This window comes from Psychrobacter sp., assembly GCF_041554015.1.
GTDB lineage: Bacteria > Pseudomonadota > Gammaproteobacteria > Pseudomonadales > Moraxellaceae > Psychrobacter.
The window spans coordinates 161,127-184,524 of the sequence record NZ_JBFFMS010000001.1; the positions used below are offsets into that span (position 1 = coordinate 161,127).

At 43.3% G+C, this 23,398-nt stretch carries 20 protein-coding genes and 2 tRNA genes; 12 read left to right on the forward strand and 10 right to left on the reverse strand.

Annotation, left to right across the window (positions count from 1 at the left end):
• Window positions 1–29: 29 nt before the first annotated feature.
• Window positions 30–512 carry a Dps family protein gene (locus ABYU67_RS00680; RefSeq protein WP_372843035.1) on the reverse strand — a complete coding sequence of 161 codons (483 nt, stop codon included), beginning with the start codon at window positions 510–512 and terminating at the stop codon, window positions 30–32.
• A 255-nt stretch (window positions 513–767) separates the two neighbouring features.
• Window positions 768–1,430, reverse strand: a complete 663-nt coding sequence (locus ABYU67_RS00685; protein WP_372843036.1) for a YcxB family protein — start codon at window positions 1,428–1,430, stop codon at window positions 768–770.
• Between the two features lie 460 nt (window positions 1,431–1,890).
• Here ABYU67_RS00685 and serS point away from each other — a divergent pair, with 460 nt between their 5' ends.
• Both serS and tkt read left to right on the forward strand, forming a co-directional pair.
• Window positions 1,891–3,177: a serine--tRNA ligase gene (gene serS, locus ABYU67_RS00690; protein WP_372843037.1), complete on the forward strand. Its 1,287-nt coding sequence runs from the start codon at window positions 1,891–1,893 to the stop codon at window positions 3,175–3,177.
• Between the two features lie 282 nt (window positions 3,178–3,459).
• The gene (gene tkt, locus ABYU67_RS00695; RefSeq protein ID WP_372843038.1) at window positions 3,460–5,457 is read left to right on the forward strand and encodes a transketolase; all 1,998 of its coding nucleotides are present in this window, start codon (window positions 3,460–3,462) and stop codon (window positions 5,455–5,457) included.
• An 82-nt stretch (window positions 5,458–5,539) separates the two neighbouring features.
• Here tkt and ABYU67_RS00700 read toward each other — a convergent pair whose 3' ends face one another.
• Window positions 5,540–6,142: a YceI family protein gene (locus ABYU67_RS00700; protein ID WP_372843039.1), complete on the reverse strand. Its 603-nt coding sequence runs from the start codon at window positions 6,140–6,142 to the stop codon at window positions 5,540–5,542.
• 257 nt (window positions 6,143–6,399) lie between these two features.
• Between ABYU67_RS00700 and ABYU67_RS00705 the strand changes: the two genes are divergently transcribed.
• On the forward strand, window positions 6,400–7,419 hold the full coding sequence (locus ABYU67_RS00705; RefSeq protein WP_372843040.1) for an NERD domain-containing protein: 1,020 nt from the start codon (window positions 6,400–6,402) through the stop codon (window positions 7,417–7,419).
• Window positions 7,420–7,468: 49 nt separating this feature from the next.
• On the opposite strand, the gene ABYU67_RS00710 is transcribed toward ABYU67_RS00705, so the two are convergent.
• From ABYU67_RS00710 to ABYU67_RS00720, 3 genes are all read right to left on the reverse strand, one after another.
• Window positions 7,469–9,112: a GMC family oxidoreductase gene (locus ABYU67_RS00710; RefSeq protein WP_372843041.1), complete on the reverse strand. Its 1,644-nt coding sequence runs from the start codon at window positions 9,110–9,112 to the stop codon at window positions 7,469–7,471.
• Window positions 9,113–9,315: 203 nt separating this feature from the next.
• Entirely contained in the window at window positions 9,316–9,642 is a 327-nt protein-coding gene (locus ABYU67_RS00715) for a DUF779 domain-containing protein (RefSeq protein WP_372843042.1), read from the reverse strand.
• A gap of 109 nt (window positions 9,643–9,751) precedes the next feature.
• Window positions 9,752–11,278, reverse strand: a complete 1,527-nt coding sequence (locus tag ABYU67_RS00720) for an aldehyde dehydrogenase family protein (RefSeq protein WP_372843043.1) — start codon at window positions 11,276–11,278, stop codon at window positions 9,752–9,754.
• A gap of 283 nt (window positions 11,279–11,561) precedes the next feature.
• On the opposite strand from ABYU67_RS00720, the gene ABYU67_RS00725 reads away from it, so the two are divergent.
• From ABYU67_RS00725 to ABYU67_RS00740, 4 genes are all read left to right on the forward strand, one after another.
• Window positions 11,562–13,508, forward strand: coding sequence for an AAA family ATPase (locus ABYU67_RS00725; protein WP_372843045.1), 1,947 nt, complete (start codon window positions 11,562–11,564; stop codon window positions 13,506–13,508).
• 138 nt (window positions 13,509–13,646) lie between these two features.
• Window positions 13,647–14,822, forward strand: coding sequence for a type I glyceraldehyde-3-phosphate dehydrogenase (locus tag ABYU67_RS00730; protein WP_372843046.1), 1,176 nt, complete (start codon window positions 13,647–13,649; stop codon window positions 14,820–14,822).
• A gap of 92 nt (window positions 14,823–14,914) precedes the next feature.
• A tRNA-Ser gene (locus ABYU67_RS00735) sits at window positions 14,915–15,005 on the forward strand.
• A 259-nt stretch (window positions 15,006–15,264) separates the two neighbouring features.
• Window positions 15,265–16,029, forward strand: coding sequence for a hypothetical protein (locus ABYU67_RS00740; protein ID WP_372843047.1), 765 nt, complete (start codon window positions 15,265–15,267; stop codon window positions 16,027–16,029).
• Between the two features lie 97 nt (window positions 16,030–16,126).
• Here the strand turns inward: ABYU67_RS00740 and ABYU67_RS00745 are convergent, their stop codons facing one another.
• The 3 genes from ABYU67_RS00745 to ABYU67_RS00755 form a co-directional block, all read right to left on the reverse strand.
• The gene (locus ABYU67_RS00745; protein WP_372843048.1) at window positions 16,127–16,861 is read right to left on the reverse strand and encodes a hypothetical protein; all 735 of its coding nucleotides are present in this window, start codon (window positions 16,859–16,861) and stop codon (window positions 16,127–16,129) included.
• A gap of 202 nt (window positions 16,862–17,063) precedes the next feature.
• Window positions 17,064–17,393, reverse strand: coding sequence for a CopG family transcriptional regulator (locus tag ABYU67_RS00750; RefSeq protein ID WP_372843049.1), 330 nt, complete (start codon window positions 17,391–17,393; stop codon window positions 17,064–17,066).
• 196 nt (window positions 17,394–17,589) lie between these two features.
• Window positions 17,590–17,665 (reverse strand) — tRNA-Asn (locus ABYU67_RS00755).
• A 302-nt stretch (window positions 17,666–17,967) separates the two neighbouring features.
• Between ABYU67_RS00755 and ABYU67_RS00760 the strand changes: the two genes are divergently transcribed.
• The 4 genes from ABYU67_RS00760 (at window position 17,968) to ABYU67_RS00775 (ending at window position 21,025) form a co-directional block, all read left to right on the forward strand.
• Complete coding sequence (locus tag ABYU67_RS00760) at window positions 17,968–18,456, forward strand: M48 family metallopeptidase (protein ID WP_372843051.1); 489 nt, start codon at window positions 17,968–17,970, stop codon at window positions 18,454–18,456.
• A gap of 43 nt (window positions 18,457–18,499) precedes the next feature.
• Window positions 18,500–19,438, forward strand: coding sequence for a DMT family transporter (locus ABYU67_RS00765; RefSeq protein WP_372843052.1), 939 nt, complete (start codon window positions 18,500–18,502; stop codon window positions 19,436–19,438).
• Between the two features lie 166 nt (window positions 19,439–19,604).
• The gene (locus ABYU67_RS00770) at window positions 19,605–20,252 is read left to right on the forward strand and encodes a DUF411 domain-containing protein (RefSeq protein WP_372843053.1); all 648 of its coding nucleotides are present in this window, start codon (window positions 19,605–19,607) and stop codon (window positions 20,250–20,252) included.
• Window positions 20,253–20,311: 59 nt separating this feature from the next.
• On the forward strand, window positions 20,312–21,025 hold the full coding sequence (locus ABYU67_RS00775) for a DUF305 domain-containing protein (RefSeq protein WP_372843054.1): 714 nt from the start codon (window positions 20,312–20,314) through the stop codon (window positions 21,023–21,025).
• Window positions 21,026–21,193: 168 nt separating this feature from the next.
• On the opposite strand, the gene ABYU67_RS00780 is transcribed toward ABYU67_RS00775, so the two are convergent.
• Window positions 21,194–21,346, reverse strand: coding sequence for a hypothetical protein (locus ABYU67_RS00780; protein ID WP_372843056.1), 153 nt, complete (start codon window positions 21,344–21,346; stop codon window positions 21,194–21,196).
• Between the two features lie 289 nt (window positions 21,347–21,635).
• Between ABYU67_RS00780 and ABYU67_RS00785 the strand changes: the two genes are divergently transcribed.
• The gene (locus tag ABYU67_RS00785) at window positions 21,636–23,396 is read left to right on the forward strand and encodes a TrkH family potassium uptake protein (protein WP_372843057.1); all 1,761 of its coding nucleotides are present in this window, start codon (window positions 21,636–21,638) and stop codon (window positions 23,394–23,396) included.
• Window positions 23,397–23,398 lie beyond the last annotated feature (2 nt).

Consider the following 23,398-nt stretch of genomic DNA (forward strand, 5'->3'; position numbering starts at 1 on the left):
CTACTTTAGATTTTATGACTATTTGGCTTTTAACCCAAAAAAGCATTATACATCCAGATTAGTTTTTCTTGCTCCTGTACATAGGCATCAACCAAATCCGCTGAACCTTGATCATCGGCCTCGCTTGCCATCGTTGAAACTTGGCGTTGTTCTTCAATCAGGGTTTGTAAACCGGTTACCACGCCTCTCACGCAAGTAGTGCCGTCTTTTACATTTTTGTCTTCTTGAATGCTGGTATGCTGAGTAAAGTCGCTATAAGCATGTAGTGGCGTACCGCCTAAGGTTAAGATGCGTTCAGCGATTTCATCGATTTGAATTTGCAGCGCAGTATATAGCTCTTCAAATTTTGGATGCAAAGTGAAGAAGTGCTCGCCTTTAACGTTCCAATGATAACCGCGAACGTTGATATAAAACATATGGTAGCTAGACAGTAGGCCATTTAACTTGCTGATAACTTCGCTCATATCTGCTTTTTCTAGACCGATTTGATTAGTATCGTTATTATTACTCATTATATTATCCTTTTCATTGAGTGTGGGTATCAAACATTATATCGTTCAACCTTGAAACTTAAGTTACTTAAGCAACTGATCGTAAGCGACTATCAACCTCAAGCTTAAAAGTATAATAGTCGCTTACTATGCGTTGCTCAACTTTTACTGCCTACCATCATAGCAAGCAATTAAAAATAAGTTAAATGAATCAAATTAAAATTTGTAATAGATTTTATCAAACAAATAAACTTTAAGCCCAAACAGATTTTAAGCCTACTTGGCTGGCAGCTGTAAGTTTTCAGGATTTAAGCCTTTGACTGCCACCACTTCTTTTAAATGCTGGCGTACCGTATCGATAGGAAACTTTTGAGCCTGCAAGCGCTTAGGGATAATCTGACTGCCTTGCTGACCTTTCATCTCAAACATCATAAAGATATAGTCGTCGGTCTCATCCCAGCTTTTGACTGCAGACCAAGGAATCACTGCTTGTTGGGTGCTGCCTGCACGCATCTGCATACCGCGCATCTGATTACTATTAAACATATCTGAGTGATTGACCGGCACTGCCATCACAATCCCATGCTTTTGCACACCGATTTTCATTTGGCGCATCTCATCAGGCATCTCTTGCTCAGCGACTTGTTTTTCAAACTCTTTTTTAACATACCATTTAAACCCAAGGGTACGAACCAGCAGATAGATCACAACGGCTGCTAGCATAAGCCAGAAAATAATGGTCGAATAACCGGTCAAAAAGACCAATCCAGCAACGGCCAAAACCACAGCGACTGCCATGATGATCCATTCTTTAAGCTTGATGCTTGACAGACCAAATGACGGGCTGGCACTAGCAAATAGCTCATACTGTGCTTGATGGAATTCTGCCTCGGTTAGGTTTAAGGCAACAGGTTGCAGCGTGTAGGGGTACAGAGCCATAAAGGTTTCTCAAAGACTTATAGTGAAAGCGTTAAATGAAAAGCGCCAAACGTCAACAGCGAGGCAATATTTGGCTGGAAATAGCATAAAGATATGCGCTTATCTTACCGAAAATCGCCCTTAAATGAAACATATAAGCCACTCTGTTCGCTAATAGAGGCTATATTAAAGGCATTAGCATAGGGATGTTGCCTTTATGGAGCAATATGGGAGCTTAGAGCATAGGACTAGAAGATTCATCTAAATATTTATCTTCTATTTGAACCTGAAGAAATAGAAGGTCAAATTGCAGCCAATAGATGAGTAAAAAACGGTCAAAACGTGGTCGAAACATGGTCAAAACCGCCGTAGCTTGGTATGATAGCGGCTACCATCTAATTTTAAGTACGATACGGCTATAGAGCTCAGATTTTATTATTCTCACACCTTTTATTCACTTTTAGCGCGACAGGCACTTACTATGATAGACCCAAAACTCTTACGCGGCGATTTGACTGAGTTACAGCAGCAACTGGCCACCCGTGGTTATACCCTTGATGTGGCGTTCTGGCAAAGTATTGAGAACGAACGTAAATCGCTACAGGTAAAAACCGAAGAGTTGCAGTCGCGCCGTAATGCGGGCGCAAAACAAGTTGGCGCGCTCAAAAAATCTGGTGAAGATGCTAGTGAGCTGCTTGCTGAGATGCAAAGCGTGAGCGGTGAGATTAAAACCGCCGAAGATGAGCTGCGGACTTTGCAAGAGCGTATCAATCAAGCGGCATTGCAGATACCGAATATTCCAGCAGCCGATGTACCAGTTGGCGCGTCAGAAGACGACAATGTCGAAGTGCGCAAATGGGGCACACCGCGCGAGTTTGATTTTGAGATAAAAGATCATACCCATATCGGTGAGACCCTTGGTATGCTTGATTTTGAAGCAGCGACCAAGCTTACAGGAAGTCGCTTTAACGTGTTAAAAGGACAGTTGGCGCAGATGCACCGCGCGTTGATTCAATTTATGCTGAACACTCATACGATTAAGTATGGCTATACTGAAACTTATGTACCGTATATCGTCAATTCTGAAAGCTTAAAGGGCACAGGTCAGCTGCCAAAGTTTGAAGATGATTTGTTTAAATTGACCAATCATACCAATAATGATGATATGGATTTTTATCTGATTCCAACCGCAGAAGTACCGATGACCAACTTGGTACGTGGTGAGCGTTTGGATGTTAAAGAGCTGCCATTGAAATTTACCGCGCATACGCCGTGCTTTCGTAGTGAAGCCGGCTCGCATGGTCGCGATACCCGTGGTCTGATTCGTCAGCATCAGTTTGAAAAAGTTGAAATGGTCAATATTGCCACCGCTGAGCAATCTGATGATTTGCTTGAAGCGATGACAGAGCAAGCAGAATTTATTTTACAGCAGCTTGATTTGCCTTATCGTACGGTCAAATTGTGTACTGGTGATATGGGTTTTGCCGCGCAAAAAACGTATGATATCGAAGTGTGGTTGCCAAGCCAAGATACCTATCGTGAAATCTCAAGCTGCTCAAACTGCGGCGACTTCCAAGCACGCCGTATGGGCACACGTGTCAAAGACGGTAAGCAAACCAGCTTAGCTCATACTTTAAATGGTTCCGGTTTGGCAGTCGGTCGTACCTTATTGGCGGTAATGGAAAATCATCAAAATGCTGACGGCAGCATCACGATACCAGAGGTATTGCGTCCCTTTATGGGCGGTGCTGATAGCATTTTATTGTAGTTATTTGATGATTCATACAATTGGCGAGTCAGGATGCTGGCTCGCCGATTGCAAATTGTTGCAGTAATTACCGGTCAAATTGATAAAACTGATACAAATTATTATTAAATACGAACGCTTCTGTCAGCGTCTTTTTGGCTAGGCAAAGCGCAAATATGTTAATATTGCACCCTGTATTTACAGATTATTTGCTAAGGGCGCCTATTGCGTCCTTATTTTATCATCCTCTGAGTAAACTCTCCTCTTATCCTCCATAATTCTATTCGAATATTAGGACACTCTATGCCAGCTCCAATTAGCGAACGTAAATTAGCCAACGCCATCCGTGTACTGTCGTTCGACGCGGTTCAAAAAGCCAATTCTGGGCACCCAGGTGCACCAATGGGCATGGCTGATATTGCCGAAGTTTTGTGGCGCAAGTTTTTAAAGCACAATCCTGCTGACCCAAGCTGGCACAACCGTGACCGTTTTGTCTTATCCAACGGTCATGGCTCGATGCTGATCTATTCGTTACTGCATTTATCAGGCTATGACGTGAGCATTGATGACCTAAAAGGTTTTCGTCAATTGCACTCAAAAACGCCAGGCCATCCAGAGCTTGGCTATACACCAGGTGTTGAAACGACGACTGGTCCACTAGGGCAGGGTATTGCCAATGCGGTTGGCTTTGCAATTGCAGAAAAGACGCTTGCCGCGCAGTTCAATCGTGACGGTCATAATATCGTTGATCATCATACTTATGCGTTCTTAGGTGATGGCTGCTTGATGGAAGGTATCAGTCATGAAGTTTGCTCGCTAGCGGGCACATTAGGTTTGGGCAAGCTGGTATTCTTCTATGATGACAATGGTATCTCAATCGATGGTAACGTCGAAGGCTGGTTTACTGACGACACCCAAGCACGCTTTGAGTCATATGGTTGGCAAGTTATCAAGGTTGATGGTCATGATACCGATGAGATCACGCAAGCTACTGAGCAAGCAATTGCTGAGACCACTAAACCTAGCTTAATCATTTGTAAAACCACCATCGGTGCTGGTAGCCCAAACAAACAAGGCCTAGCAGCCAGTCATGGCGCGCCACTCGGCGATGATGAAATCGTCTTGACGCGTGATGCATTATCTTGGACGCATGCGCCGTTTGAATTAGATGACGAGATTTATCAAGCGTGGGATGGTAAAGCCAAAGGTGACGTCTTGCAGAAAAACTGGGATGCGAACTTTGAAGCTTATAAAAAGGCTTATCCAGAGTTAGCAGCTGAATTGCTTCGTCGTTTAGAGGGTGATTTGCCAGCTGATTTTGAGCAAAAAGCGCAAGAATATATCCAGCAAACTCAAGAGCAGGGCGGTGACGTTGCCAGTCGTAAAGCCAGCCAAAATGCGATTAATACTTTGCAGCCGCTATTACCAGAATTATTGGGCGGTTCAGCGGATTTAGCTGGTTCAAACCTAACGCTATTTAAAGGCGCCAAAGGTATCGAAAAAGATGCTGACGGCAACTATATTTATTATGGTGTGCGCGAATTTGGTATGACGGCGATTGCTAATGGTATCGCACTGCATGGCGGCTTTGTTCCTTATGTTGCAACCTTCCTTATGTTTATGGAATATGCGCGTAATGCCGTCCGTATGGGCGCGCTCATGAAACAGCGTGTGATTCATGTCTATACTCATGATTCTATTGGCCTAGGTGAAGATGGTCCAACGCATCAGCCGGTTGAGCAATTGACCAGCTTACGTACTACGCCAAACCTACGTACATGGCGTCCGTGTGATGCGACCGAATCTGCTAGTGCTTGGGTAGAAGCTATTAAGTCAGAAAATAATCCATCAGCGCTAATCTTTAGCCGTCAGAGCTTACCACATCAAGCACGTGATGCTGAGCAAGTGGCTAATATCACAAAAGGCGGTTATGTCCTAGCCAAAGAGCAGGGCGAGCTACAAGCAATTATCATCGCCACTGGTTCAGAAGTTGGTCTTGCGATGCAAGCTTATGAGACTTTAACTAGCAATGGTGTTGGCGTCCGTGTGGTCTCTATGCCATGTGCAGAAATCTTCGTTGAGCAAGATGCCAGCTACCGTGAAGCAGTATTACCTGCCAATATTCGTGCCCGCGTCGCGGTAGAAGCGGCACACGTCGATTACTGGTATAAGTTCGTTGGTCTAGACGGTAAAGTGATTGGCATGACCACTTATGGTGAATCAGCCCCTGCTGATGAGCTTTATAAAGAGTTTGGTATCACCACTGACGCGGTAGTTGATGCGGTAAATAGTTTGGTGTAAAGATTCAGAACTGCTTAAACAAAAAAGAGTTGCTAGGTTTTCTAGCAATTCTTTTTTTTGGCCATTTTTAAAGCTATTTCAACTAATTCGCAGCAATGAGCCTTCCTGATATCTCAAGCGGGATGATGTTGCTAATCACCTTTGGAAAAGCCGTAACACCATAGCTATAACGATCTACCAAGCCTGTTGCACGAAATCTTAAGCTAGGTTTAGAGGTAACAGGATCATTCTCTACATCTGATAATGTGACTCTTACCGTTAAAGGTTTGGTTTGACCTAATACCGTAAAGTCACCCGTCACGTTGGCTTCCTTAGCATTTATCATGCTGACTTTTTTAGAAACAAAGGTCATGGTCGGATATTGTTTGGTATTTAAAAGCTCCTTTCGGCGCAAAAACGAATCTCTAAAACCGCGATCAGTATCGATACTATTGGTAAAAACAGTAAAGTTAATGGTGGTGCTCGTTGGTTTATTGACGTCATAATTGATGGCGCCATTTACTTTGTTAAACCTACCATCGGTACTTGCCTTGCCCAAGTAATTGACCTCAAATTCTACATTGGTCTTTGGAACATCGAGCTTCCATTTTTGTGGAACAGTCGCGGCTATCCCCATCAATGGCAATGATAAAAGCAAGCTGCTGCTGAGGGTGATTTTTAGCAAAGAGGTCACAGGTGTGGTCATATATCTAATCCAAAGAGAAATAGGCGGTATGTCAGTAGGTAAAATAATGTCATTAAAGGGATTCTATAGTAATCAATCAGAGCGCTATTCTTTTTAAAATGAATCAACTATAGTAAAGCGATATCCTACTATAAATAAGTGGTTTCAATGTACTATTAAGGTTATGAGTGCTTAAAGTCTGCTAGGTAAAAGCTTTCAGACAAACAGTATGCCAGTTGACTCATCAGTGTTTTTATCTTTTTTATTGGAATGCGATTATGTCTCTTATGTCTAGCTTCAAAGGTGTGTTAGGCGAAACGGTCATCAATGTTGCCATGTGGCTAAAACTTGAAAAAGACCTCTATCACCGTTTAAATAATATCACTTTACCATTAGCCAAGGGTGGTAGTACCCAAATCGACCATATCATTGTCTCTAAATACGGCATCTTTGTCATCGAAACCAAAAACTATAAAGGCTGGATATTTGGTAATGAGGCGCAGAGACAATGGACCCAAGTCATTATGGGTCGCAAGTATAAATTCCAAAACCCATTACGCCAGAATTATTTGCATATTAAAACGCTCGCGGAATTATTGGCGCTGGATATGAGCTACTTTCATTCGATGATTGCGTTTATCGGTGAGTGTGAGCTAAAAACTCGTGATGAGTTGCCGGAGCATGTATTGACAAGCGGTATGGTGTCTTATATTAAAAGAAAGCAGGATGAGATACTAAGCGAAGAAGAGGTTCAATCTATCGTTGCTCAGATTGAAAGCAATAGATTTAGTAAATCGTGGCGCACCAATCAGGCTCATAAAGCGTATTTAAAGGATAAGCACAATCACTCTAACAAACTATCCGATAACCCTCTTAACACTCATCGTAATACAACGCCAGTGGCGAAACCTATCCTTAAACCGGCAATGAAAGAGGCTGTTAAGAGTAGAGAGGTGCTTCGTTGGTCTGGTCAAACGGAAGTTGAATCTATTGATAAAAGTATTATTTCGTCTAGCAGTCTAGGTTCAGTGAATGACCAGCTTAGTCATGATAGCGATTACTTTATTACGCCATTTGAAATAGTGGACGTTCAATCCGTATCTGCAAATACGGCAAGTAAAGCTGCTATTGCTACTATTATTGAGCAGATGCCTGATATCTTAAAGCAAGCACCAGCCTGCCCGAGATGCAGTGGTGAAATGGCGCGGCGCGTGGCAAAAAAAGGCGAGCGCCAAGGACAGAGCTTTTTTGGTTGTGTTCAATTTCCAAAATGCCGCGGGGTCGTCAATATAATTTGAGCCCAACACAAATTTTTAGTTTGGACTCAAGTTATTATTCCTATATCGTTTAAGCAGGAACCGGCGCGCGGTGCTCATGATTTGTCTTGATCAGGTCTGCTATTTTTTCAGCAATCATAATCGTCGGTGCATTGGTATTGGCACTAATCAGGGTCGGCATTACGGAAGCATCGATCACCCGTAATCCGCTTACGCCGCGTACCTTTAATTCTAAATCGACAACAGAATTGTCATCTGACCCCATGCGGCAAGTACCAACTGGATGATAGATAGTATCTGACTTATTGCGGATATAGCCGAGCATGCCGTCTTTTTCGATATAAGGAGCAGGGTAGTCTTCGGTGATATATTTGGCGATGGGTGATTCTTGCATAATGGCACGCGTACGCTCAGCGCCCGCTACCATATATTCGACGTCTTTTGGGTGCGAGAGATAGTTTGGATCAATCAATACCGCGTCAGAGGGATCGGCTGAGTTTAGTCTGACGGTACCTCGGCTTTCAGGACGCAAGTAGCAGCTGTGGCAAGAGACGGCAAAGCCGCGTCTGAGATCACGACCGTGTTCAATCACCCGTGATATGACAAAATGCAGCTGAGTATTTGGCCACTCTTTTGGGTCGTCACCGACACTAAAAAACGCGCCCGCTTCTGCATAGTTGGTAGATAACAGGCCTGTACCATCTTTTCGCCATTGCCGAATACTTTTGGTCAAGGTTGAAATGGTTGCCATACCTATCCCAATGACATCGGTGGTATTGACCTCATAATCAAAGACGACGTCTAAATGATCTTGTAAATTACCGCCCACCTCGGGTGCATCTACCAACACCTCGATGCCATGAGACTGCAAATGCTTGGCAGGACCAATACCTGAGAGCATCAGAACTTTAGGTGAACCAAAAGCTCCACCTGATAAGATTACTTCATGACGAGCCATAACGGTATGGTCGACACCGTCCTTGTCATAGACCACACCAGTTGCTTGCTTGCCATCAAAAATGACGTGATTGGCCTGGGCATGGGTGATGACCGTTAAATTGGGTCGACTTTGTACTGGATGTAGATAAGCTGCCGCCGCAGAGCAGCGTTGACCTTGTTTTTCCCCATGAAAATGGGTGACTTGATACAATCCTGCGCCGTCTTGCTTTTGACCATTAAAGTCATCATTGTGATCTAAACCGTTAGCAATAGCAGCTTGTACAAAGGCTTTAGAGACATCACGAGGGCTCAGTAAATCACTGACATGGAGCGGACCGCTATCGCCATGCCGCTCATCACTGCCATGAATATTATTTTCAGCTTTGATAAAATAGGGCAATACATCGTCAAAACCCCAGCCTTCGCAGCCTTGCTCAACCCAGCGTTCATAGTCTAAGGCACTACCACGGGTATAGATCATGGCATTGATAGCGGAGGAGCCGCCCAAACATTGGCCGCGTGGTTGAAAGCCGCGACGGTTATTCAGATGCGTCTGCGGGGTAGTATGAAAACACCAGTTGTTTAATTTAAGAGGCTTGCCAGGCACCATCAAAATCAGTCCAGCAGGTACGCGAACGGCTAAGTCTTTGCCCTCACCACCATATTCTAACAAGCAGACACTGATGTCTGGGTTTTCTGTTAAGCGGCTGGCAAGTACACAGCCCGCTGAACCGCCACCAACGATGACGTAATCAAAGTTTCCATCAAGTTCCATTTTATATTCCCTGTAGCATCCATGCTCATTAAAACGTATTTATTAAAATAAGTTACGCTTTAGAGTATCTATCATTTTGCCGCAATAATGAAGTAAAAATGACTACAAGGTATAAGGTTGCTATAAATTTGCATCTATATCAATTGTTTAAGTGGTAAAAAGCCAGTATGGTCAGGCTGTATCTTATGATCTGTTAGTAAAGCTCAGATCGCACAGACTTCTGAGCGCACAATGAAGCGCTTGCCTTCAGGTATCTCTAACGAAAAACTGGCACCGCGTCCATTGACGACGTCAATGGTCAAATCGGTATGTTGCCACAACTGATACTGAGATTTGCCCATATAAAACGGACAGCCGCTAAGCTCACCGACCAGTACATCTTGGCCGCCGACCTTAAACTCGCCTAATGGATAGCACATCGGTGAGCTGCCATCGCAGCAGCCTCCCGATAGATGAAACATCAGCTCGCCATGCTTGGATTTTAGGAGTTCGATTAGCTCTTTACAGGATTCTGTCGCTGTGACGTTCATAATAATTTCCTTATTATTTATGGATAGCTCATGCTTTATTAAAACAAAAATGCAATCTACCTTACGATAGATTGCATGTGTTTATCTAAAATTAGTATAGAGTTTTAGATTAAAAGAAACCCATCGCTTTAGGACTATAAGATACCAGCATATTTTTGGTTTGCTGATAATGCTCAAGCATCATTAGATGATTTTCGCGGCCGATACCAGATTGCTTATAACCACCAAATGCTGAATGCGCAGGATAGAGGTGATAGCAATTGGTCCACACGCGACCAGCTTGGATGCCACGACCGAAACGGTACGCGCGCGTGCCATTACGTGTCCAGATACCAGCGCCAAGACCGTATAAAGTACCATTGGCGAGTGCCATTGCTTCTTCATCATCTTTAAAGGTGGTAACAGCTAACACAGGACCAAAGATTTCTTCTTGGAACACGCGCATATCATTGGTGCCCTCAAAAATAGTCGGCTGCACATAATAGCCGTTGGCCATATCGCCATCATGTTTGGCAAGCTCACCGCCTACAAGGACTTTGGCGCCTTCTTTTTTACCAATATCGAGATAAGAGAGGATTTTTTCTAACTGATCTGAGCTGGCCTGCGCGCCAATCATGGTATCGGTATCGAGCGGGTTGCCCATTTTGATGGCTTTAACGCGAGCGATACAGCGTTTCATAAACTCATCATAGATGCTCTCATGGACGAGGGCGCGTGATGGGCAAGTACAGACTTCGCCTTGGTTTAGCGCAAACATCACCAAACCTTCAACCGCTTTGTCTAAGAAATCATCGTCTTCATCCATGATATCGGCAAAGAAGATATTTGGGCTTTTACCGCCAAGCTCTAGTGTGACCGGAATGATATTTTCACTGGCGTATTGCATAATGAGGCGACCGGTGGTGGTCTCACCCGTAAAGGATACCTTATCGATACGTGGGTTAGAGGCGATTGGCTTACCTGCTTCAACACCGAAGCCATTCACGACGTTTAGTACGCCTTTTGGTAAAATGTCCGCTGCGCCTATGAGATCAAGCATATACAAAACAGACGCTGGAGTTTGCTCAGCAGGCTTGAGGACGATACAGTTACCCGCAGCAAGGGCTGGGGCGATTTTCCATATCGCCATCAGGATAGGGAAGTTCCAAGGAATGATTTGACCGACGACCCCTAGAGGCTCATGAAAATGATAGGCGACGGTGTCTTCATCAATTTGGCTGATGCCGCCTTCTTGGGCGCGGATAACGCCAGCAAAATAACGCAAATGGTCGATGGCGATTGGAATGTCAGCGGCGAGGGTTTCGCGAACCGGTTTACCGTTTTCATAGCTCTCAGCGATAGCGATTGCCTCTAGATTGGCTTCGATACCATCAGCAAGTTTGAGCAACATATTAGAGCGTTCAGTGACACTGGTTTTGCCCCATGCGACTTTGGCGGCGTGAGCGGCATCTAGCGCCGCTTCGACATCGGCTTCTTTAGAGCGTGCGATCTGGCAGAAGACTTTACCGTCGATTGGACTTGAATTGTCAAAATACTCGCCATCGACTGGCGCGACCCACTCACCATTGATAAGATTGTCATATTTTTTGCGGAATTGGACGGGACTGTTTTCAGTATTGGGATAAGCGTATAACATGAACGATTCCTTGTTGTGTATTATGGTTGTTTTAACATAAATACTTGGTCATCCCGACCAAGCTATGACTCTATCGTACTGAGCTTTGACGCCAAGCGATAATGACTTTTTATAATGATATGCTTTGTATCATATAACTTAAAGTTATGCGAGCTAAGACGGTTAAAATGGTTTGCAACAGGGATGTAGCTGTTATAATCATAAACACTTTGAGAGCTATTGAATTACAGCTTTCTATTTCTATTTTACAACTTCTCTTATTATTACTAATTGGTTTGGATATATGCGTCAATCTTCTGCTCTTGATATTTTAAAAACAGGTCAAAACGTCTTTTTGACTGGCTCAGCAGGTTCAGGTAAGACTTATACACTTAACCAATATATCGATTATCTGCGTGCGCGGCGCGTGCCCGTTGCTGTGACCGCGAGTACAGGCATTGCAGCAACGCATATGAGTGGCACGACGATTCATAGCTGGTCGGGTATCGGTATCAAGGATGAGCTTACTGATCGCGATTTGACCAATTTATCACGCAAGCAGTTTTTGGCAGATAGATTAAAAGATACTGCCGTCCTAATTATTGATGAGATATCGATGCTGCATGCCAAGCAGCTAAACTTGGTCAGTCAAGTGCTCAAGCATATACGCAAAAACGACAAAGCCTTTGGCGGTATCCAAGTGGTCGTAGCCGGCGACTTTTTTCAGCTGCCACCGATTGGTAGTAAAGGCGAGAGCAATCGTGAAAAATTTGCCTTTATGTCTGAGGCTTGGCTTGATGCCAAGTTCCATATCTGCTACTTATCTGAGCAGCATCGGCAAGTGAGCGAGGCGGCGAATGGCGGTCTTGATTTGGACGATATTCTCAATCAAATTCGTCGTCAAGAAGTCACTTTTGAAGCGATTGCTGCACTTGAGGCGACCTATGACCAAAACGTTGATATCAAGCGCACGCGCCTTTATACCCATAATCTCAACGTTAATAAAATCAATGATAAAGAACTTGCGGCGTTAGATGGTGAGATGATGCGTTTTGAAGCGACATCTGTTGGCGATAGTAAATTGGTTGAGACCTTAAAAAAGACCGTGCGTACCCAAGATGAGCTGATTCTCAAAGTCGGCGCTAAGGTAATGTTTATCAAAAACAATACTGAGCTTGGCGTCTCTAATGGCACCATGGGTGAGCTGATTGGCTTTGCTGCTGTCAAAATTGATGATAGCAAGGACAATAGTGATGACTTGATCGAAGACGATGATATTGGTAGCGATAAAGACGGTGATGCTGATAAGACTATAAAAGGCAAAGGTAAAAAGACGACCAAAGAGACCAAAGAGAAAGACAAAGTAAAAACCAAAAAGCCGACGACACAAAAAATGCCCGTGGTTAGATTAAATACGGGACGTGAGGTTGTCGCTGAGCCAGAAGAATGGATTATCGAAGACGAGACGGGTGATGTGCTGGCAAGCTATGAGCAAGTGCCTCTGTGCCTTGCTTGGGCGATTACCATCCATAAGTCACAAGGGATGACGCTCGAAGCTGCTGAGATTGACTTGTCACGTACCTTTGAGCTTGGGCAAGGCTATGTGGCGTTATCACGGCTAAAGTCGCTGGCAGGCTTGCAGCTGCTCGGTATGAATGACATGAGCTTGCAGCTTGATCCGCTGGCACGCGGTGCTGATAAGCGCTTTTTGGTACTGTCTGATGAAGCAGATGCCAATTATGCGATGCTCGATGAAGAAAGCATGACACAGGCGCATGAGAAATTTATTCTAAAGTCAGGTGGCACGCTGAGTAAGTCAGTGATTGATGCCTATGCCAATTTGCAGAAAAAACGCCGCGAGCAGCAGCAAGCGCAAATAGGAAAAAAACAGAAACTTGGTAATCAAGTGGCTGATAAGTCAGACAGTACGTTACTCGCCACACGAGTACTTCTTGAAGAAAGTTTATCTATTGCGGAGATATCGCAAGAGCGCCAACTGTCACAAGCGACGATCATGCGCCATATTGCTGAGCTGAAATCTCAAGATCCAAGCCTAGCTTGCGACCATTTGCGACCAGAAGACGAGGTCATGACGGCGGTTGGCAATGCTTATGTGGCGATTAAAGTTGCTAATAACCCAAATGACTTTAATGATGATGGTAGTATTAAGCTGCGTCCGATATTTGAGCATTTAAAGCAAGCCATTGATTACAACACCATCCGTTTGGCATTGATATTTATTACGCCGTAGTCAAGACTAAATTGCTAGAGTTTATTAATAGTCATGTGCTTACTGTTTTGTGGTTTGCTGCCTTGTGGTTTACTGTATTGATATAGCTCATGGTGATGCGTCATTCTTTTTCATACCTCTTTATAGCGATACCCTTTTATGCCTGATTTTTCTAGTGCCACCTACCATTTGACGTCCAATCCTGCTACCGCAGGGTTTCATACGACCAGTGACCAGACTCAGCCTTTGCGCGTGGCTATCAATGGTTTTGGTCGTATTGGGCGTAATGTATTGCGTGCATTATTAGAGCGCTTTGAGGTGTTAGGACGGGCAATCCATGTGGTGGCGATTAATGATGTGGCGCCTGCTGAAACCTTATTGCATTTACTTAGGTTTGATAGTACGCATGGGCGTTTGAGCCAGCTTGGCGTGACCGCTGATATCGTACAAGATGGCTTTACCGATCATCAGCAAAAACCTTGTGCCACGGCAGCAAACGACATTCAGCTGTGTTTGACCAAAAATAATCTTACTTACTGTATTCGTTTATTATCAAGAGAGAACCCAGAAACACTGCCATGGAAGGACTTGCAGGTCGATGTGGTGCTTGAATGTACCGGACACTATCGCTCATACGAGCAGGCAAGCTTGCACATAGAGGCGGGCGCAAAACAAGTGATTATCGGCGCGGCACCCTTTGACCATGTCGATGCTTGTATCGTCATGGGTGTCAATAGTGATACGTTGACGCGTGATTTACCTATTATCTCTAGCGTCTCTTGTACCACTCAGGCACTCGTACCGCTTATTGATACCCTTGATAAAGCATTTGGGGTTGAGTCAGCGATGATGACTGAGATACATGCAGTGACCGCTGATCAAACTGTTCTTGATCAAGCGCACCGTGACCTAAGGCGTGCGCGTGCCTCTGGCTATAATATTATTCCGACCACTTCCAGTAGTATCGCTGCCACAGAGCGCGTGCTACCGAATATGGTAGGTAAGATAAATGGTCATTCAATCAGAGTGCCGACGATTGATGTCGCTGCGATTGATGTGACTTTTGTATTTGAAAAGGCAGATATCAGTATTGATGCAATACGTAACGTTTTAAAATCAGCCAGTCAGGCGCATTTAGCGACGATCATAGACTATACAGAGGAGCCACTGGTATCAAGTGACTTTATCCATCAGACGGAATCACTGATTATCGATGGTCAGCAACTGATGCAAGTTGGCAATCAATACAAGGTTTTTGCTTGGTATGACAATGAATGGGGCTATGCCAATCGCATGCTAGATATGTGCTTGCATCTGGCTTCAAGTAAGCTTTAGACCCATGATTATCAGCGATGTAAAAAATAATTTAACTTTTTTGATATAACTGCTTGCATTCTCATTTCAGATCGCTATAATGATGCACAAATGGAGACGTGGCAGAGCGGTTGAATGCACCGGTCTTGAAAACCGACAAGGGTTAATAGCCCTTCGAGAGTTCGAATCTCTCCGTCTCCGCCAAATTCGAAAATCCCCAATCAGCAATGATTGGGGATTTTTTTGTGCTTAAAAATTAATTTTATTTAGCCTTAACATTTATGGTCACGAGTTTTATATTTTTGATATAAACCATTTATATTTATAACCATGATAGTTGTTACAAAAATCATGAGAATCAAAGATTAAATGGTTAGTATATATTCTTTTATACGAATATAATAGAATGGTCGTTTACTACACTTAATATTATCTTGTTGTTAAATAACCTGAGGATACTGCAATGAAGAAAATAGCGCTGTATTTATTAGCTGGCACGTTCCTTTTAGGTTGTGGCGGCGATGATTCTGGTTCTGGTTCTGGACTTAATGTCGAGCTTTTACCGGGAATTTATACAGGTACTACAGATGAAGGTGAGTATTTAGAAGGCCTAGTCGATGATAACAAGAGACTATGGTTTGTCTACTCAGAGAATGAAGATTTCTTAGGTTTTATTAATAGTAATGAGTCAGTAGTACCTAATAATGGCAACTTTACGGTATTAGGAAAAAACTATTCTTTTGATTCTCGTAACCCTCGTAATATTAAAATTGATGGTGATTATCGAATCTCAAAAACTCTTAAAGGTGAAATTTCAGAACCGTCTTCAGATTCAAGTTTAGATGCAAGCAAAATAACCTATAACTTAGGATATGATGAAAATCTATCAGCCATAAAACTGACATTGGATAGAGTTAATAATAAAATATATACGGGTATTTCACATATGACTGGTGATATTAATTCAAGTCCTACAACGATTAAATTTACTACCGATGGTAATTTCACTATAGATGATAGTGGAGAATGTGTTATAGATGGTAAGTTCACACCTTCTGTTTCAGGACGATACTTTATCAGTACTGTGAAATTTAGCGGGACTTTATGTCCTGAAGCTGGTGAAAGCTATACTGGGGTAGCAATTTTAGAAGATGGTAATGAGTTATTATTCGTTGGTGCAGAAGCTATGAAGGATAAGGGTTTGGCTTTTGTTAGCTTAGATGATTAGATGTTGAAAGTTACTCCTACTAATTGAGTTTAAATAAAGCCCCAATAAATAATGACTGGGGCTTTTTTATATTGCTATAGAGTTTAAAGCCTTTGTCTTATTTGGCTAGTAACTCGTCAAATTCAATTTCCTGTCCATCTGCCAATATCATTTTACCCTCAGTGATCTCAATGCTCACTCCGGTGTTATTTTTAATAGCACGCATGACATTGATATCTTCAATACTGCTCTCAAGGATTATCTTGCCAGATTGCTCTGGAGCGATAGGTGGCTCGAACTGGGTTAATGGCACATTGAAACGTTTATTTTTGGTCAAACGTTTCTCTTTCATCGTAAGAGTGCCTTGAAAACTCTCGATGGCTACTTTGCCATGATTTGACAGCATAAACTCTAGCTTGACTTGGTTTAAGCTATCGCTATCGCTGGTTTTGACAGGTAATAGGGCAACAGGATAATTGAGGTGATTGGCAGTTTCTATCTGTTGGCTGGTCACAATCGGGCTTTTCTTACCCGTTGGGTTGGTAGGGTGCAGGCGCTCATACTCGCGCTGTTGGATCAAAGCTTGTTTAATTGTGATACGTGGCATCGCGCCCGATTCATAAGCACTACTGAGCTTCATACGTAGCATATAGCGGCTGAGCAGCTTTCTATCTGCTTCAGGCAGGCGCTCAAAGGTGTCGCCCAATGACTCTTGCCATTGATCGGAGTTGGTCGGTATGGTTTGCTGGCTAGGATCTACTTGCGGCTGTGAGCAACCATAGAGGACAGGGAATAGCCCTAAGCTCATTGTCAAAAACATAACTTTGTTTAAATGTTTGTATAAACCCATCATCTGCTACCTCCATATGAGCCATGATAGTGGTTATCTTAATGTATTGTATCTCACCGTTGTGTATGTTTATTTAACGCCAAATAAGGGCAGTATTAACAGTCGCAAAAAAAGACCAAGCACCGTTAGGTTTGCTTAGTCTTTATTAATGCGTGGAACATTCAAGGCTTATATATTTAAATGCTTATATATTTAAGTGCTACTGCTATTTGTTTTCTTGCAGATCAGACAAAGAATGGGTGATATTGTTATTGTGAGTGACCACGATCGCCTCATCAATAATGCGCTGGCTCACGCCTTTTTTGCGTAACGTCTCAATAAAGACCTCATCATGGGCAAGCGTATAGTCTTGATGGTCACGATCCAGACCTTGACGAATATATAGGCGAATCAGACCTTGAATACGCTTAAAACCCAGCTCTGATGCAGTTGCTGTTAAAAGCTCAATCATCTCTTCAGAGAGGCGAATACTGACAGGGCGCATGATTTTTTGCGGATGATCAGAAAACTTATTTTTTATACGTACAGGTATCATAATAAACCATTACTATTAGTGAGTAGGAATAAAGCACTCAGGCAATACTGACTTAATCTTATATCTACCCTTACCATACAACAAAAGTCTCCAAAAGAACACTGAAGCTGCGTTAATGGCCATATTAATAAGGGATTAATAAATACAAACCAAAAAAAGACCTCCATCAAATAAGTGATGAAGGTCTTTTCGTATATGGCTCTCCAACCTGGGCTCGAACCAGGGACACACGGATTAACAGTCCGTTGCTCTACCAACTGAGCTATTGGAGAATAATTGGTAATAACGTCAAGTTTTACAAAGGCTTTAATAAGCGTCATTGCTTGTCTTGTTTGCGTTATGTGGGGCACATTTTAGCCAAGTAGAGATAGGCTGTCAACCTTATTATGAGATTAATTATAAATCTAATCGTTATTGCTCAAATATCGACCATAATGCCCCTATTTTACCTGCTTAAAGAACAGTTAGCAGGACTCAATGATAAAATAAACACAGCATGTCAGGGTAAAAAAGTCTTTTTGTCCTATAATACTGAAAGAAAAATGCAAAGCATCAAAGACAAAGGATAAAAGCAGTGACCACCTTAAAATATATTGCTCATTATTCTGAGGATATCCAAAATCAAGCTGCCATGCTGATTAGTAGCGGCAAGCTAGGCAATTATTTGGATAAGAATTACCCTGAAAGACACCAAATACAAAGCGATAAAGCGTTATATCACTATATTAATGACATAAAAAATCAGTATATGCGTAAAAGCAATCCACTGTCTCAAGTGACTTATAACAGTAAGCTGACTGTACTCAAACACGCGCTGGGGATACATACTTATCAGTCGCGCGTGCAAGGCAGCAAGCTAAAAGCACATAATAGCATTACGGTTGCAAGTTTATTTAAAGAGGCGCCGCCTGAGTTTTTACGGATGATTGTGGTCCATGAATTGGCGCACTTTAAAGAGCAGGAGCATAACAAGGCATTTTATCAGCTGTGCTGTCATATGGAGCCTGACTATCATCAGTTAGAGCTGGATACGCGTTTGTGGTTGCAATGGCGCGAGTGCTAATCTATCGTGGTTGGCATCATAAGGTAGATGAGTAGGCTAAGCTATGCGGGCGTCAGGGCAACAAGGGGTTTTAGGTAATAAAAAAGCATGGCTCATGCCCCTGCTTTGTCTGCTCGCTGGCGGCGCTTTAATCGGCATCTCTACCAATTTGGCAAAATATGCAGGCGAGATTGGGCTGACGCCACTGGCATTTTTGTTTTGGTCTATTACAGGTGCTGCGGTTATTTTATTTGTGTATGCGCTGTGGCGTCATGAGCTACCGCCTTTAAGCAAACCTATTCTGAGCTATTATTTTGTGGCAGCATTGGTCAGTGTGGCAGGGTCCAATTTAATATTTTTCTCAGCGATTCCCCATGTTGGCGCAAGTTTTGTCGCTTTGATAATCTCTTTGCCGCCGCTGCTTACTTATCTTGCTGCAATTGTGCTGCGTATAGAGCCATTTACCAAGCTTCGCGCTCTTGGTGTGGTCGCAGCACTCGCTGGAGCAGGCGTATTGGCAGCTCGTAAGTTTTCTGCGCCAGATGCCAGTATATTTTGGATTATATTGACCCTTTGTGGTCCTATTTTGCTTGCCATCGGCAATATTTATCGCACGCTATATTGGCCAGACAATCTCTCTGCTAGTGCATTGGCGCCCGGTATGCTGATTGCGGCCTCAGGACTGCTTGCTCTAGTTGGTATTTTCCCTCATTACTCATTGGCCGTTCCGATGACAGCACCTTTGCCCTTTATTATCATTGTGCTACAAGCATTTGTATTTGCTGGGCAGTTTTTACTGCTGTTTTTACTGCAAAAAACTGGCGGTCCTGTGCTGCTAAGCTTATTAGGGGCAGTAGGGGCGGTAATCGGTGTGCCAATTGCTATCTTTTTACAACATGAGAAGCCGCCGGAGGGGCTAATCTTAGGTGCCTCATTAATTGCGCTCGGGGTAATATTGGTCACCTATGGCGGTGTCAAGATGATCAAAGCCGAGCAGGGGTGAGTAAGATAGGGGTATAAGGAAGTTATAGAATTTATGATAGGGCAACCTGCCAGCATTGTTATGAGAATGTCATATTTTGTTAAAGTCATTGTGGTAAGTGACTTGCTGTCTTGATTGAGCCTAGGTGTTATTTGATATAATACAAAAAAATACATGAGATCAAATAATGAGCGCCTTTATGTCTGATTCTAGTCCTACTTCTAAAAAACGTCAGTCCTATAAAATCTTACAAAGTGCCGTGTGGTTAGTTGCTGCATCAACCTTGTTTGCCTGTAGCCAACCTGACAATGGCGCGTCCGATACAAACGCCCTCCAAAATGATACTAGCGCGGCGGTGATGGCCAATACTTCTGAGCCACATACTCAAACCCCACCGCTCATGTCAACCACAGTGAGCAATCCAGACCTATTAAAGAGCGTTTCAGCAACCGTCTATAAAGATGCCAATTGCGGCTGCTGTAAAGACTGGATCAGCCATGCTGAAGATAACGGCATGAGTGCCACTGCGCAGGATGTTACGGAGTTGGCAGTGTTTAAGGAGCGCTACGGCGTCCCAGCGAAGATGCGCTCTTGCCATACTGCTGTTACAACCGACGGTTATGTTTTTGAAGGTCATGTACCAGCGAAATATGTGGCGCAGTTTTTAGAAAGCCCACCAGTACAAGCGCTCGGTCTTGCGGTACCCGGTATGCCAGTTGGTAGCCCAGGTATGGAATATCAAGACAAATTCGCGCCTTATCAGATTATGCAGCTCAATAAAGACGGTACCACTGAGGTTTATGCTGATATTGTCTCAGCTGAGCAGCAGCTATAACTTGGCATTTATCGAACTTATCCTACTTAAATTAAATTATTACCAGCTAAGGCAGTCCCATGAATCATAAATTAAGCACCTTTGCTCTCGCCACCAGTATCCTATTGGCACTAAGCGCCTGCCAACCAGCCACTGATAAAGTTGACGTGACTGCATCAGAAAGTACGGCAGCAGCAGACCCGCATGCAGGTCATGATATGAGTGCAGGCACTATGGTCGCAGATGGCACACCAATGACGGCGATGCTAAAGGAATATAGCGACTCCATGACCAAGATGCATGAAGAGATGATGATAGGCATGGATTATAATGATCCAGATGCCGCATTTGCTCAAGGTATGCTTGCTCATCATGTGGGCGCGGTAGATATGGCTGAGATTGAGCTAAAATACGGCACCGATACAGAGATGCGTAAGCTGGCTGAAGCTATCATCGATGCGCAGCAGCCTGAGATTGAGCAGATGAAAACATGGCTTAGCAACAATCCGGATAGCAAAACGCCAACAGCGGATACCAAAGCCATGCAGCAAGCTTATGCTAAAGGCATGGATGCGATGCATGGTGAGATGATGGCAGGTATCGCTGACCCAGTACCAGATATGGCATTTGCTCGTGGTATGTTGACTCATCATGTTGGGGCAGTCGATATGGCAACAACGCAGCTTAAATATGGTAAAAATCCTGAGATGCGTAAGCTGGCGCAAGAAATCATCGATGCCCAACAGCCTGAAATTGAGCAGATGCAAAGCTGGATTGCAGCACATAAAGGTTAACTGTCATCCTAGTAAATTGAACAGCTGAACATTAACACCATAAAGTTTATAGCTTTTATTTACTCATTATTTTTGCAAGTCGACATATAAAAATTAAAAAAGCAGCCGCTAGCGGCTGCTTTTTTAATATGAGTGGCTAAAAAGGTTAGGGCGGCTGTAGTAAAAGTGCTATTTTTCACCACACTCACAGCATTTTGCACAGCGATCGCATTGATCACAAGTTGATGCCGCGTTACAGCCACATTTTGGGCAGGTGCAGCCAGCATTATAATGTAGCGTCGGTATCAATGAGTGTACGCTATCTTTAGAAGTCATTTTCATAATACATCCTCGTCCTTGATCGTTTATTCAGTCTGGCAATAAACATTATCGCAATCAGTGGTTTTATTGTTAATACATGATGATAAATAGTGCTCGTTACCACAGATATTCGGATGAAAAAGGTCGGGACGCTCTGGTTAAAACACTCATTAGAAATACAACTAAGACGAATATTGTAGTGGCTCATGCCAGAACACATAACTGGTTACGATTATCTAAAACCACGCTTAGTATATGACAGAAAAAAGGAGTATAAGTATTCTGGTTATTCCTTTTCTGGACCTAAGCTATGTATGTGGGTATTCCGTATCGGTTATTGAATAAATTTATCGTGGTAATCAGTCTCATTGGTGTGGGCGTCGCCTTAATTGACAGTGGTTTTACCTTGTCTGTCTGGTTACAACAACTGTTTCACTTGTTTTATATGAGTATCATCTTACTCGGCTTTGTCACTACGCTAAGACGTTATATGCGTCCAAAAAGACGCCTAACAGTCAATAAAGTCGCCGTCTTTGACTTATTGACCAGCATTGCCATTTTAGTCTTGCTTGTCCTACATTTTACGGAACTGTTTCAATCAGGGTTATCTACGCCTGCTGACGGTTTTATCGCCATCAAGATTGCCGTATTGGTCACTTTTATCCGCGAGATATCGGACAATAACTTCATTCTTAACCGTGCCTTTTTAAACCCCGGTCAATTTTTTATCTTAAGTTTTTTATCGGTGATACTGGTCGGATCATTGTTGTTAATGATGCCCAATGCTACCAATCAGCCGATCTCCTTTATAGACGCCTTATTTACCGCGACCAGCGCCGTTTGTGTAACCGGGCTCATTGTCGTCGATACCGCAACCCATTTCACTACCTTTGGGCAAGTGATTATCTTAGGGCTTATCCAAATAGGCGGTCTTGGCATCCTCACGTTTGTGACGTATTTTAGTTACTTTTTTAAGGGTGGTATCAGTTACGAGACCCAGCTCAGTATCAGTGAGATGACGTATTCGCCACGTATGGGCGATATGGTGACAACCTTAAAGTCTATTTTATATGTCACCTTCGGTATTGAGGCACTGGCTGCAATACTGATTTATATCAGTATTTATGATTTGGCAGGCATGAACATCTTTGAGCGTTTATTCTTCTCGGTATTTCATGCGGTTTCAGCATTTTGTAATGCGGGATTCTCTACCTTTAGTGCCGGGTTATACGATGCCTCACTGCGCTTTAATTATCCTTTACAGCTGATTATCAGTATTACCTTCTTATTTGGTGGTATGGGCTTTTTGATCGTTGTCAATTTGCTCCGCTATCTGCGCCACCGTATGCAAAGAGCGCTGTGTCGTGATGGGCAGCGCTATGCCTATCAGCCTTGGCTGCTAAGTATCAATAGTCGGATTACTCTAATCACCTCGGGTGCTTTACTGTTAGTCGGGCTGATGGGAGTGATGATGTTTGAATATCATGGGGTATTGGCGGAGCACAGCAGTTGGTATGGCAAGCTGGTAGCGGGGCTTTTTACTGCTGCAACACCTAGAACCGCAGGCTTTAATAATATCGACATGGACGCTTTGGCTTTTCCAACTATTATGCTGACCATTTTTTTGATGTGGATTGGCGCATCTCCAAACTCTACGGGAGGTGGTATTAAAACCAGCACCTTTGCCATTGCCTTCCTAAATACCTTGAGTTTAGCGCGTGGACAGACCAAAGTTGAAGTGTTCAAACGCGAAATTGCAGACAATTCTATTCGCCGTGCGTTCTCCGTTATGTGGTTGTCCTTACTAGTGATCGGGCTGGGCGTGACTTTGATCAGTTATGATCAGCCTGAGCTTGATTTGATCAAAGTGATATTTGAATGCTTTTCAGCTTATAGTACGGTGGGTTTAAGCTTAAACTTGACCACGGAGCTGTCTACATTTAGCAAAATTGTGGTTTCAGTCATTATGTTCGTTGGGCGCGTCAGTATGCTGACGATTTTTATTGCCTTACTCAAAAATAGACATGAGCGTAACTACCGTTATCCAACAGAAGAGATTACTATTAACTAATC

Excerpts from the sequence above, each read along its gene's own strand:
- ABYU67_RS00720 (WP_372843043.1), bottom strand. The coding sequence starts at position 11,278 with ATGTTATACGCTTATCCCAATACTGAAAACAGTCCCGTCCAATTCCGC.
- ABYU67_RS00715 (WP_372843042.1), bottom strand. The coding sequence starts at position 9,642 with ATGAACGTCACAGCGACAGAATCCTGTAAAGAGCTAATCGAACTCCTA.
- ABYU67_RS00770 (WP_372843053.1), top strand. The coding sequence starts at position 19,605 with ATGAGCGCCTTTATGTCTGATTCTAGTCCTACTTCTAAAAAACGTCAG.
- ABYU67_RS00705 (WP_372843040.1), top strand. The coding sequence starts at position 6,400 with ATGTCTCTTATGTCTAGCTTCAAAGGTGTGTTAGGCGAAACGGTCATC.
- ABYU67_RS00700 (WP_372843039.1), bottom strand. The coding sequence starts at position 6,142 with ATGACCACACCTGTGACCTCTTTGCTAAAAATCACCCTCAGCAGCAGC.
- ABYU67_RS00745 (WP_372843048.1), bottom strand. The coding sequence starts at position 16,861 with ATGATGGGTTTATACAAACATTTAAACAAAGTTATGTTTTTGACAATG.
- ABYU67_RS00765 (WP_372843052.1), top strand. The coding sequence starts at position 18,500 with ATGCGGGCGTCAGGGCAACAAGGGGTTTTAGGTAATAAAAAAGCATGG.
- tkt (WP_372843038.1), top strand. The coding sequence starts at position 3,460 with ATGCCAGCTCCAATTAGCGAACGTAAATTAGCCAACGCCATCCGTGTA.
- ABYU67_RS00775 (WP_372843054.1), top strand. The coding sequence starts at position 20,312 with ATGAATCATAAATTAAGCACCTTTGCTCTCGCCACCAGTATCCTATTG.
- ABYU67_RS00780 (WP_372843056.1), bottom strand. The coding sequence starts at position 21,346 with ATGAAAATGACTTCTAAAGATAGCGTACACTCATTGATACCGACGCTA.
- ABYU67_RS00750 (WP_372843049.1), bottom strand. The coding sequence starts at position 17,393 with ATGATACCTGTACGTATAAAAAATAAGTTTTCTGATCATCCGCAAAAA.
- ABYU67_RS00725 (WP_372843045.1), top strand. The coding sequence starts at position 11,562 with ATGCGTCAATCTTCTGCTCTTGATATTTTAAAAACAGGTCAAAACGTC.
- serS (WP_372843037.1), top strand. The coding sequence starts at position 1,891 with ATGATAGACCCAAAACTCTTACGCGGCGATTTGACTGAGTTACAGCAG.
- ABYU67_RS00685 (WP_372843036.1), bottom strand. The coding sequence starts at position 1,430 with ATGGCTCTGTACCCCTACACGCTGCAACCTGTTGCCTTAAACCTAACC.
- ABYU67_RS00710 (WP_372843041.1), bottom strand. The coding sequence starts at position 9,112 with ATGGAACTTGATGGAAACTTTGATTACGTCATCGTTGGTGGCGGTTCA.
- ABYU67_RS00680 (WP_372843035.1), bottom strand. The coding sequence starts at position 512 with ATGAGTAATAATAACGATACTAATCAAATCGGTCTAGAAAAAGCAGAT.
- ABYU67_RS00730 (WP_372843046.1), top strand. The coding sequence starts at position 13,647 with ATGCCTGATTTTTCTAGTGCCACCTACCATTTGACGTCCAATCCTGCT.
- ABYU67_RS00740 (WP_372843047.1), top strand. The coding sequence starts at position 15,265 with ATGAAGAAAATAGCGCTGTATTTATTAGCTGGCACGTTCCTTTTAGGT.
- ABYU67_RS00785 (WP_372843057.1), top strand. The coding sequence starts at position 21,636 with ATGTATGTGGGTATTCCGTATCGGTTATTGAATAAATTTATCGTGGTA.